This window comes from Marinobacter sp. JSM 1782161 (assembly GCF_011421605.1).
In the GTDB taxonomy this organism is placed as follows: domain Bacteria; phylum Pseudomonadota; class Gammaproteobacteria; order Pseudomonadales; family Oleiphilaceae; genus Marinobacter_A; species Marinobacter_A bohaiensis.
The window spans coordinates 2,127,402-2,138,951 of record NZ_WSSA01000002.1; the positions used below are offsets into that span (position 1 = coordinate 2,127,402).

An 11,550-nucleotide genomic window follows, 5' to 3' on the forward strand; every position below is an offset into this window, starting at 1 on the left:
GAAACTTCAACGGTTGGCGAAGTACATGGTGACTTCGAAACCGATGCGCATGTCTTCAAACGCGGGCTTGGTCCACATAGACGTTACCTCTTACCTGTTGCGGGTGAATGAATGCCACTCTTCGATCCTAGAAGGAATCGCGCAGGGTCAACATGATACTTTGGAACGAACTTCGTAGGGATCGTTCCCTCCTTGCGTGCAATGGGTGTCATTCCAGGAAGCAAGACGGCGCCGGACCCGGCGGGCCGACCATATCGTTTGCTTGCTAACATAATACACCGAATACGCCAACACCGCATGCCCGCACGACGTCGAACGCCCGGATTAACGGGGTTTCTTTCGGTATTTACGGAGCTGCCGGAGCATCAGATGATACCGGGGCAAGCGGCGGTCACCGCCTCTCCGTCCACGGAATCGCCAGCGACCGGTCAATCACCGTCCCGGCCATCATCGACAGGAAACCCGAACACGGCACTCCAGATTAAAGTCTTATATTTCATTGGCTTAAAATTAAAAACGCCTTGGCGTCGGTCAAACCACCTAGCCTTTAGTCTTATCGACCAATGTCGACATTGCCAGCGCCGCAAACGGCTTCTAGCCTCACATATGTATGATGTATGACAACAGACAGCCGCCTCGCAGGATTCGACACGGCTGTCCTGAGTCAGTCACCAACGTCATGCCGCGATAACGTCAAAAACAAGAAACCGGAACAAGGATGACCAGTGAACTTCTCTCAACGCGATGTCATTAACGCGGTCGGGGACGGCCTGCTTTCGTTTCCCGTTACCGACTTCGACGCCAACGGCCAGTTCGACGCCGAAAGCTACCGCCAACGCCTGGAATGGTTTGTCAGTCACGATATCTCCGCGGTATTCGTGGCCGGCGGAACCGGTGAGTTCTTCAGCCTGACGCTGGACGAGTACCGCCAGATCGTTGCCCTGGCCGTTGATACGGTGGGCGGCCGGGTGCCGGTGATTGCCAGCGCCGGGCTGAGCGTCCGGGCCGGTCAGGCGTATGCCCGGGCCGCCGAAGAGGCCGGCGCCGACGGCATTCTGCTGATGCCGCCCTACCTCACCGAGTGCCCGCAGGAGGGCCTGGTGGAATACGCCCGGCAGATTTGCGAGGCCACCTCCATCAACGTGATCTACTACAACCGCGGCAACGGCATCCTCAACGCCGCGTCGGTCAAACACCTGGCCGCAACCTGCCCCAACCTGATCGGCCTGAAAGATGGCAACGGCGATATCCAGGCGCTCAACCGGATCATCAAGACCGTCGGCGACCGGCTGATCTACATTGGCGGTGTTCCCACGGCGGAAATCCTCGCCGAAGCCTATCTCTCCATCGGCGTGACCACCTATTCCTCGGCGGTCTTCAACGTCGTGCCGGACATGGCGCTGACGTTCTACCGGGCCCTCAGGAACGGCAACCGAGAGGTGGTCGGCGAGATAACCCGGCGGTTCTTCATTCCCTTTGTCGAACTACGCGAAAACCGGAAGGGCTATGCGGTCAGCCTGATCAAGGAAGGCGCCGCCCTCATCGGCAAACCCGCCGGACACGTCCGCCCGCCGCTGGTGATGCCAACCGCGGACGAGCGGCAACAACTCAAGGGACTGATCGATACCGCCCAACACCTGTAACGACAAAACAAACAACTCAACAGGAGCCATATCATGCCTACAACAAAGCGCTTTTCTGTCACCGGTTGTCTGAAAATCACGGCGATGGCAGGCGCCCTCAGCGCCATGGCCCTGCCGGTCCAGGCAGAACAGTGGCGCGGCTGGAACATCCACCCGCCGGGCTACCCGAACAGCGAGGCCCTGGAAAGCTTCGCTGAGGAAGTCGCCGAGAAAACCGACGGGCGCGTCGAGCCCAAGGTCTATCACAACGCGGTGCTGGGCGATCAGCCCGACGCCATCGAGCAGACCCGCAGCGGCGCACTGGATTTCGCCAACTTCAACATGGGGCCGATGGGTCCGATCGTGCCGGCGACCAACGTGCTGTCCCTGCCGTTCATCTTCAACAGCGTCGACGATATGTACCGGATCATGGACGGCGAGATCGGCCAGCGCTTTGCCGATGCCCTCGCCGAGAAGAACCTGATCGCCCTGTCCTGGTTCGGCTCCGGGGCGCGCAGCCTGTACAACACCGACCATGCGGTCAATACGCCGGCTGACGTCCAGGGCATCAAGGTGCGGGTCATGAACAACGACCTGTACGTGGACATGATCGACAACCTGGGCGGCAACGCCACGCCGATGGCCTACAGCGAGGTCTACCAGTCGCTGAAGACCGGCGTCATCGACGGCGCGGAGAACAACTACCCGTCCTACGAAACCAGCGGCCACTACGAAGTCGCCCAGTACTACTCGCTGACCGAGCACCTGATCCTGCCGGAATGCCTGTGCATCGCCAAATCCAGTTGGGAGGAACTCAGCGCGGAGGACCAGCAGGCGGTTCGCCAGGCCGCCGAGAACGCCGCTAAAACGCAGCGGCAGCTCTGGGCGGAGCGCGTCGAGAAGAGTCGGCAAACCGTCCTGGATGCGGGCGTGAAGATCAACGACGTGGCCGACAAGTCCGCCTTCCAGGACAAGATGCAGCCCATCTACGATGACTTCATCGCCCAGAACCCGCAGCTTGAATCGCTCGTCAAAGACATTCAGGCGGCGCAGTAACCCCTGGCACCATCATCACAACAGTCCCTCAACGCTCCGGCCCGGCAGTGCACCGGAGCGTTGAGGAAGGGTGAGCTACCGTGAATTCCTACTCCGATCAACTCAACGAGCCGGTGGCCGAAACGCCGATGGCCGACACCGGGCGCAAGGCGCTGCTCGATCGCTCGCTGGATGGGCTCGCCCATCTCTGCATCATCGTGGCGGGCGTGCTGATGGTCTTCCTGATCATGACCTTCGGCTGGCTGGTGTTCGGCCGCTATGTGCTCAACGACACGCCCACCTGGGTGGAGCAGTCCTCCCTGGTGATCGTCGTCTACATCACCTGTCTCGGGGCGGCAGCGGGCGTCCGCAACAACAGCCACCTGAGCATCGATTTCGTGCGCGAAGCGTTACCACGCGTTCCCCGCACCATCATGCGTTACCTGTCGGATCTGTTCGTCGCCTGCTTCGGCGTTTTCATGGCCTGGCAGGGCGGCTATCTGGTCATGGAAAACCTGGACCGCCCGGTGCCCATGATCGGTATCTCCGAAAGCTGGCGGGCGGCGCCACTGGTGATCTGCGGCGCGCTGATGGTGCTGTTCTCGGGCGTGAACATCGTCCAGCGCCTGTTCAAGTTGAGGGAGGTTTGACGCCATGGGACTGATGATCCTGTTCGGTCTGTTTTTCCTGGGTCTCGTGGTCGGCGCGCCGGTGGCCTTTGCGGTCGGCATGGCCGCGGTGGGGACGTTTCTCTACGAGGGGCTGCCTCTGTTCGTCGGGTTCCAGCGGATTCTCTCCGGCATTTCCGTGTTTTCGCTGCTGGCCATTCCCTTCTTCATCTTCGCCGGCGAGCTGATGCTGCACGGCGGTATTTCCACGCGTCTGGTACGCCTGGCGTCGGCGGCGGTGGGTCGCGTGCGCGGAGGGCTGGGCATGGTCAATGTCAGCTCGTCCATGCTGTTCGGCGGCATCTCGGGTTCGGCGGTGGCCGACACTTCGGCGCTGGGCTCGCTGCTCATTCCGGTGATGAAAGAAAAAGGCTATGACGCCGACTACTCGGTCAACGTAACCGTCACCTCGTCGGTCGCCGGGGTGGTGATTCCGCCCAGCCACAACATGATTCTCTATGCGGTGGCGGCGGGCGGCGGCATCTCGATCACCCAACTGTTCATCGCCGGCATCGTACCGGGCATCCTGATGTGTCTGGCGTTGGCGGTGGCCGCTTACGTGGTGGCGGTGAAGCGGGGCTATCAGGGCGAGCCGTTCCCCGGATGGTCAGCGCTGATCATCAGCTTCGCGGCGGCGATTCCCGGGCTGATGACCGCGGTGATCATCGTCGGCGGGGTGCTGTCGGGTGTCCTGACCGTGACCGAGTCCGGCGCCTTCGGAGCCATCTACGCCATCGTGGTGACCGGGCTGGTCTATCGCGAGCTGCGCTGGGAATCCTTCAAGCGGGCCGTCTACCAGGCGGTGCGCACCACGTCGCTGGTGATGATCCTGGTGGGTTGCGCCTCGGCGTTTTCCTACCTGCTGGCGCTGTACAGCGTGCCGGAACTGCTGACGGACACCCTGCTGGGCATCTCCGACAACCCTTACGTCATCCTGCTGATGCTCAACCTGTTGCTGCTGGGGCTGGGGATGATCATGGACATGGCGGCGCTGATCCTGATCTGCACGCCGATCTTCCTGCCCGTGGCCGCGCAGTTCGGCATGGACCCGATCCAGTTCGGCATCATCATGATGATGAACCTCGGCCTGGGCCTGTGCACGCCGCCGGTCGGCTCCTGCCTGTTCGTTGGCAGTGTGATCGGCAAGATCAAGATCGAGCAGGCGGTGCGCACCATCTGGCCGTTCTACCTGGCGCTGTTCGCGGTGCTGATGCTGGTGACCTACGTACCGGCGATCTCGCTGACGCTGCCCGGCTTCCTCGAGCAGTGAGTTTCCTCTATTCGTTCATGGGCTAACCGACATGAAGATTGAACGCATACACACGCACATTCTCGACTACAAACTCGAGCAGGCCTTCGAAAGCGCGTCGATGCGCTTCGAAAGACGCCAGCACTGTCTGGTGGAAGTGGTCTGCGACGACGGCACGGTGGGCTGGGGCGAGTGCCTGGGCCCGGCGAAACCCAACGCCGCCGTCGTCGACACCTACGCCGCCGCCCTGATCGGCCGCAATCCGCTGGAAACCGAAAAACTCTGGCTCGACCTCTACAACCGCCTGCGCGACCAGGGCCAGCGCGGGCTGACCGTCACCGCCCTGAGCGGGATCGATATCGCGCTGTGGGACATCAAGGGCAAGCACTACGGTGCGCCGGTCAGCGAGCTGTTGGGCGGGCGCTTCCGGGACAGCGTACGGGCCTATGCCACGGGCTCGTTCCGCCGCGAAGGCGTCGACCGGGTGCAGGATGTCGCCGATGAAGTGGCCGGCTACGCCCGCGAAGGCTTCCACGGCGTCAAGATCAAGATCGGCTTCGACGTGGAGGAAGACCTGCGCGCCATCGCCGCCGCGCGCGACGCCATCGGTCCAGAGCGGCGGCTGATGATCGACGCTAACCACGGTTACGACCTGCTGGAAGCGCTGGACGTCGGCAAACGCGCCGAGCGCTACCGGATCGACTGGTTCGAGGAACCGGTCCTGCCCGAGCAGATAGCCACCTACCGTGCGGTCCGCGATGGCCAGCCCATACCGGTGGCCAGCGGCGAGAACTGGCACGGTCGCTACGCCATGCTCGAACCGCTCTCGACCCGCGCGGTGGATATCGTCCAGCCCGATGTCTGCGGCGTAGGCGGGTTCTCGGAAATGCGCCGGGTGGTCGACATGGCCGCCCTATTCGGGGTGCGCCTGGTGCCGCACGTGTGGGGTACGGCGGTCTGTCTCGCAGCCAGCCTGCAGGTCATGGCGGCGCTGCCGCCCAACCCGCCCCGGCGCAAGCCCATCGAGCCGATCATGGAATTCGATCGCACCAAGAATCCCTTCCGTCAGGCTGTCGTGCAAACGCCGATCGAGCACAACCAGAGCGTGGTGCCGATTCCGGACGGTCCCGGCCTGGGCATCGAGATCAACCGCGATGCCCTGCGCCAATTCGCTTTGAAGGAGACATAAGCGTGTCAGAGATTCCCGCCAACACCCGCCCGCTCGAAGGTCCGGCGCCCAGACTCAAGGCGCCGGCCGGAGCCACCGACTGCCACATTCACCTGTACCTGCCGGGCTACGAAGCCCAGCCCGGCGGGCCGATGATTCCCGAGCTGGCCACGGTCGAGGACTATCGCAAGCTCCAGCAATGGCTGTCGCTCGACCGCGTCGTGGTCACCCAGCCCAACGCCTACCAGCGGGACAACCGCGCCCTGCTTGCGGCCCTGGAGCAGCTGGGCCCCGACACCGCCCGCGGTGTGGCGGCGGTCACGCCCGACACACCGGACCGCGACCTGCAGGCCTGGCACGACAGAGGCATTCGCGGGGCGCGGATCATGAACCTGCCGGGCGGTGCGGTCACCCATGCGGACATGCTCGCCGTCGAGAAGCGCATCCGCCCGCTGGGCTGGCACCTGATGGTGCAGTTCAACGGCTGCCAGCTGAACGACTATCTCGACAACCTGCAGCGCCTCGAAAGCGAATACATCATCGACCACATCGGCAAATTCATGCCCCCGGTGCCGGCGGACGACGCCCGGGTCGACGACATCCTGCGGCTGCTCGATCGCGGCAACGCCTGGTTCAAGATCTGCGCCGGCTACGAAGCCAGCCAGACCGGCGGCCCCCACTACGCCGATGTCGGGGCGATTGCCAGGCGCGTCATCGCCCATGCGCCCGAGCGCATCATCTGGGGCACCAACTGGCCCCACGTCGGCGTTTCCCGGGACAACTACCCCAGCGACGCCGACCAGCTCGACATGCTGCTCGACTGGGCGACTCCGGAGCAGCAACAGAAGATTCTGGTCGACAACCCGGCGAGGCTCTACGGCTTCTGAGTCGAAACCGACATCCATCAAGCGATGCCAGCGCGCCAACCACGCTGGCCGGCAAAGTAAGGAGACAACCATGCTCAAACGTTTATTGGTGACCGGCGCCGCCGGTGGCGTGGGTTCCGCGATTCGCCCGCACCTGAACAAACTGGCCGAGACCGTGCGCCTGTCCGATATCGCCGATCTCGGCGAAGCCGCCGCCCATGAAGAGCTGGTCCCCTGTGACCTCGCCGATGCCCAGGCCGTCCGTGAACTGGTCAGGGACTGCGACGGCATCATCCACCTGGGCGGCGTGTCGGTGGAGCAGCCCTGGAACAGCATCCTCCAGGCCAACATCATCGGCGCCTACAACCTCTACGAAGCGGCCCGCCACCTGGGCAAGCCGCGCATCGTGTTCGCCAGCTCCAACCACACCATCGGCTATTACCCGCGCACCACGCGCATCGATACCGAGGTGCCGCGCCGGCCCGACTCCCTGTACGGCCTGTCCAAATGCTTCGGCGAGGATCTGGCGAGCCTGTATCACGACAAGTTCGGCATGGAGACCCTCAGCGTGCGCATTGGCTCCTGTTTTCCCCAGCCGAAAGACACGCGAATGATGGCCACCTGGCTGAGCGTGGAGGATTTCATGCGCCTGATGAAGCGAGCCTTCGTGGCGCCCAAGCTCGGCTACACCGTCATCTATGGTGCCTCCGCCAATACAGAGCTGTGGTGGGACAACAGCAAGTCAGCCTTCCTCGGCTGGGTCCCGCAGGACAGCTCCGAGCCCTGGCGGGCGGAAGTCGAGGCGCAGGACAACGACATCGACCCGCGCGACCCGGCGGTGGTCTACCAGGGCGGCAAGTTCGTTGCGGCCGGTCATCCGGACGACAACGGCTAAGTCAGGCAACACGTCCCGGCACAGGAGCGATCTCCATGACGGAACACACCAGACTGTCGCTCGATGAAGCCTGGCAGTTGAGCGTTGAGGTCCTTGAGCATCATGGCTTCTCGAACGAACACGCCGCTGCGATCGCCCGGAGCATGGTGGCGGCCCAGCGCGACGAGTGCCATTCGCACGGGCTTTACCGGTTGCTGGACTGCGTGCGCACGGTCCGTCACGGAGGCGTTGATCCCCGGGCGGTGCCACAGGTATCCGACCGGGCCCCCGGGGTGGTCAACGTCGACGCCGCCGGCGGCTGCTCGCTGCTCGCTTTCGAGACGGCGCGCCAGGCACTGGTCGATAAGGCCCGCAGCCAGGGTGTGGCGGTGCTGGCCATCAACAACGCCTTTCACTTCTCGGCACTGTGGCCCGAAGTGGAATCCCTGGCGGAACAGGGGCTGGCGGCGCTGGCGATGACGCCGAGTCACGCGTATGTGGCACCGGCCAGCGGGCATTCGCCGCTGCTGGGCACCAACCCCATCGCCTTCGCCTGGCCCCGGCCGGACGGTCTGCCGTTTGTGTTCGATTTCGCCACCAGTGCCGTCGCGCGTGGCGAGATCGAACTGCATCGTCGGGCCGGGAAACCGCTCACCGAAGGCTGGGCACTCGATGAGGTCGGCCAGCCGACAACCGATCCGACGGCGGCCCTGGCCGGGGCGCTACTGCCTTTCGGCGGGCACAAGGGCACCGCCCTGTCGATCATGATCGAGCTGTTGGCCGGCCCGCTCATCGGCGACTGCCTGGGGCACCAGACGCAGCCAGCGAATGCCAATGGCGACGGCAAGCCGCAGCATGGGGAATTCATTCTGGCGCTGGACCCGCACGCCTTTCTCGGAGCGGATACCGAGGCCCACCTGCAACGGGCCGAGACACTGTTTTCCGGTGTCCTCGACCAGGGTGCCCGCTTGCCGTCCCAACGTCGCCACGCGGCCAGAAGGCGCAGCCTGGCGGAGGGCATTACGATTCCCAAGGCGCTTCACGACGACTTACTCCGGCTTCTGGAAGGTCGGGAGAACTGATGGCCTGGGCCGATCGGCGGACCTCGCCGATACCCGGGAATGAGCTGAATGCACATCGCACCGTGGCTTGGTGGAGTCCGATATGACAGGCAAGAGTGACGCGACAAATGGCTTGTGGGCGCTGAACGTACAAAGCGTCTCGCGACCAGGCAGCCTATCGATACACGTGGCGGACCAGTTGGAAACGCTGATCGTCAACGGCGAAATCCCCGTCGGTGAGAAGCTGCCCACGGAAAGCGGGCTGTGCGACTCCTTCGGGGTCAGCCGGACGGTCATCCGCGAGGCGATAACCCACCTCAAGTCACTGGGGCTGGTTGCCACGCGGCGGGGCGTGGGCACTACCGTGTTGCGCAATACCGCCCTCGAGGCCATGCCTGCCAACCGGATCTGCCCGACCACCGTGGAGGACATCCTGCATGTGCTCGAATTGCGCCTGAACCTGGAACCGGCCGCCGCCGAGCTGGCGGCGTTGCGTCATAATGACGAGGACCGGCGCATCCTGCGCGACAGGCACGAAGCCTTCATCCGGGCCCGCGCCGAGCATTCCCAGGCGCGCACCGAGGACTACGAGTTCCACCACGCCATCGCTTCCGCGACCCACAACCCGTTTTTCAAGTCGCTCTACGAGCAGCTCAGCCAGAGCGTTATTCCCCGAGCCAAGCTGATGAGCATCGAGATCAACACCTCGGCCACCGACAAGTACCTGAGCCGCGTCGAGGATGAGCACGCGGCCATTCTCGACGCCATCCTCGCCCGCGATGGCGAAGCCGCGCGAACCATGATGCACCAGCACCTCAACCGGGCCTGGCACATGTATGCGAAGTTTCAGGAATCGTAGGGACCGAGGCGTTGGCACGCTCGTGTAGCCGACGTTTCAGCTTCGGAGGCGCCGTCAGGTGCCCTGATCACCCTCAATTCCCGAGGTGTATCGGCAGGCTGGCGCCTGCTCCGAAGCTGAAGCTTCGGCTACATTTTCCGGGATACCTTCGGCTACAGCACCCTTAAAAAGCAGCCTGCAGGGACCGCAAAGAACGACAGGGAGACGCGCAGTTAGCCGTCAACTCGGGCACGTAGCCGACGCTTCAGCTTCGGAGGCGCCGTCAGGCGCCCTGATTCCCTCAATTCCCGAGGTGTACCGGTAGGTTGGCCCCTGCTCCGAAGCTGAAGCTTCGGCTACATTCTCCGGGATACCTTCGGCGACAGCACTTTTCGACACCCACAAAAAAGCGGCCCGGAGGGGCCGCTAAAATGGCAGGAGGACACAGACGCAACCTGACTTGGCCCGGCGACTCTTCCGGGCATCAGGGCCGACACGTCCCTGTGTCACCTCGCCTCGTCTACTGACTTCTCAGCCAGATTCGGGGCTTGCCGGGCCTCAGAAGAAGCCCAGCGGGTTGGTGTCGTAACTGATCAGCATGTTCTTGGTCTGCTGATAGTGTTCGAGCGCCAGCTTGTGGGTCTCGCGGCCGACACCGGATTTCTTGTAACCGCCGAAGGCGGCGTGCGCCGGATAGGCGTGATAGCAGTTCATCCACACCCGACCGGCCTGGATGGCACGGCCCATGCGGTACTGGCGGTTGGTGTCGCGGGTCCAGACGCCGGCGCCGAGACCAAACTCGGTGTCGTTGGCGATGGCCAGAGCTTCGGCTTCGTCCTTGAAGGTGGTGACACCCACCACCGGGCCGAAGATCTCTTCCTGGAAGACGCGCATCTTGTTGTCGCCCTTGAACAGGGTCGGCTGGATGTAAAAGCCATTGTTGAACTCCACATCCAGCTCTTCCTTGCCGCCACCGGTCAGCACTTCGGCGCCTTCCTGCTTGCCGATTTCCAGGTAGGACATGATCTTGTCGAACTGTTCCTTACTGGCCTGGGCGCCCACCTGCACGTCGGTGTCCAGCGGGTTGCCGCGCTTGATGGTCTTGGTGCGCTCGACCACCTTGGCCATGAACTCGTCGTAGATGTCCTCCTGCACCAGCGCCCGGGACGGGCAGGTGCAGACTTCGCCCTGGTTGAAGAACGCCAGCACCAGGCCCTCGACGCACTTGTCGATGAACTCCGGTTCGCCCTGCATGATGTCGGAGAAGTAGATGTTGGGCGACTTGCCGCCCAGCTCCACGGTGGACGGGATGATGTTCTCGGCGGCGCACTTCATGATGTGCGAGCCCACCGGGGTAGAGCCGGTGAAGGCGATCTTGGCAATACGCTTGCTGCTGGCCAGGGCCTGGCCGGCTTCGCTGCCGTAACCGTTGACGATGTTGATCACCCCCGGGGGCAGCAGGTCACCGATCAGCTCCATGACCAGCAGGATGGACGCCGGGGTCTGCTCGGCCGGCTTGAGCACGGTGCAGTTGCCGGCGGCCAGGCACGGCGCGAGCTTCCAGGCGGCCATCAGGATCGGGAAGTTCCAGGGAATGATCTGCCCCACCACACCCAGCGGCTCGTGGAAGTGATAGGCAATGGTGTTGCCGTCGATCTCACCCAGGTGGCCTTCCTGGGCGCGGATGCAGCCGGCGAAGTAGCGGAAATGGTCCACCGCCAGCGGGATGTCGGCGTTCAGGGTCTCGCGCACCGCCTTGCCGTTGTCCCAGGTCTCGGCCACGGCCAGCAGCTCCAGGTTCTGCTCGATGCGGTCGGCGATCTTCAGCAGGATGTTGGAACGCTCGGTGGCGGAGGTCTGGCCCCAGGCCGGAGCGGCCTTGTGGGCGGCGTCCAGCGCGACGTCGATGTCTTCGGCGGTGGAGCGCGGGATTTCACAGATCACATCACCGGTAATCGGGGTGATGTTGTCGAAGTACTGACCTTTCACCGGGGCGACCCATTCGCCACCGATGTAGTTTTCATAGCGGGGTTTGAAGGAGACGACGGAGCCTTCCTTGCCGGGTTGTGCGTAAATCATGATAGTGACCTCTCTTGTTATTGACCGCGACGGCGTTATTGGACCGCGACGGGCGCGGTAGCTGCCTTTACGATTTCACTCTAGCGACCA

11 protein-coding genes are annotated in these 11,550 nt (G+C 63.4%); 9 read left to right on the plus strand and 2 right to left on the minus strand.

The genetic code is table 11. The features are described 5' to 3' along the window. Positions 1-6: 6 nt before the first annotated feature. A complete protein-coding gene (gene pqqA / locus GQB00_RS09465; RefSeq protein WP_111496744.1) occupies positions 7-78 on the minus strand; it encodes a pyrroloquinoline quinone precursor peptide PqqA in 72 nt (23 codons plus the stop codon). Between the two features lie 647 nt (positions 79-725). Here pqqA and kdgD point away from each other — a divergent pair. From kdgD to GQB00_RS09510, 9 genes are all read left to right on the plus strand, one after another. Then, positions 726-1,643, plus strand: coding sequence for a 5-dehydro-4-deoxyglucarate dehydratase (gene kdgD, locus GQB00_RS09470; protein ID WP_165856028.1), 918 nt, complete (start codon positions 726-728; stop codon positions 1,641-1,643). Between the two features lie 33 nt (positions 1,644-1,676). Next, entirely contained in the window at positions 1,677-2,678 is a 1,002-nt protein-coding gene (locus tag GQB00_RS09475; protein WP_165856029.1) for a TRAP transporter substrate-binding protein, read from the plus strand. A gap of 80 nt (positions 2,679-2,758) precedes the next feature. Further along, positions 2,759-3,307, plus strand: a complete 549-nt coding sequence (locus GQB00_RS09480) for a TRAP transporter small permease (protein ID WP_323127264.1) — start codon at positions 2,759-2,761, stop codon at positions 3,305-3,307. 4 nt (positions 3,308-3,311) lie between these two features. After that, complete coding sequence (locus GQB00_RS09485) at positions 3,312-4,595, plus strand: TRAP transporter large permease (RefSeq protein WP_111494289.1); 1,284 nt, start codon at positions 3,312-3,314, stop codon at positions 4,593-4,595. A 31-nt stretch (positions 4,596-4,626) separates the two neighbouring features. Continuing rightward, positions 4,627-5,763, plus strand: a complete 1,137-nt coding sequence (locus GQB00_RS09490; RefSeq protein ID WP_165856030.1) for a mandelate racemase/muconate lactonizing enzyme family protein — start codon at positions 4,627-4,629, stop codon at positions 5,761-5,763. Between the two features lie 2 nt (positions 5,764-5,765). After that, positions 5,766-6,629 carry an amidohydrolase family protein gene (locus GQB00_RS09495; protein ID WP_165856031.1) on the plus strand — a complete coding sequence of 288 codons (864 nt, stop codon included), beginning with the start codon at positions 5,766-5,768 and terminating at the stop codon, positions 6,627-6,629. 70 nt (positions 6,630-6,699) lie between these two features. Beyond that, entirely contained in the window at positions 6,700-7,503 is an 804-nt protein-coding gene (locus tag GQB00_RS09500) for an NAD-dependent epimerase/dehydratase family protein (RefSeq protein ID WP_111494283.1), read from the plus strand. Positions 7,504-7,538: 35 nt separating this feature from the next. Continuing rightward, on the plus strand, positions 7,539-8,564 hold the full coding sequence (locus GQB00_RS09505) for an Ldh family oxidoreductase (RefSeq protein WP_165856032.1): 1,026 nt from the start codon (positions 7,539-7,541) through the stop codon (positions 8,562-8,564). 82 nt (positions 8,565-8,646) lie between these two features. Further along, positions 8,647-9,402: a FadR/GntR family transcriptional regulator gene (locus GQB00_RS09510; protein ID WP_165856033.1), complete on the plus strand. Its 756-nt coding sequence runs from the start codon at positions 8,647-8,649 to the stop codon at positions 9,400-9,402. Between the two features lie 537 nt (positions 9,403-9,939). On the opposite strand, the gene GQB00_RS09515 is transcribed toward GQB00_RS09510, so the two are convergent. Then, positions 9,940-11,460: an aldehyde dehydrogenase family protein gene (locus GQB00_RS09515; protein ID WP_165856034.1), complete on the minus strand. Its 1,521-nt coding sequence runs from the start codon at positions 11,458-11,460 to the stop codon at positions 9,940-9,942. Positions 11,461-11,550 lie beyond the last annotated feature (90 nt).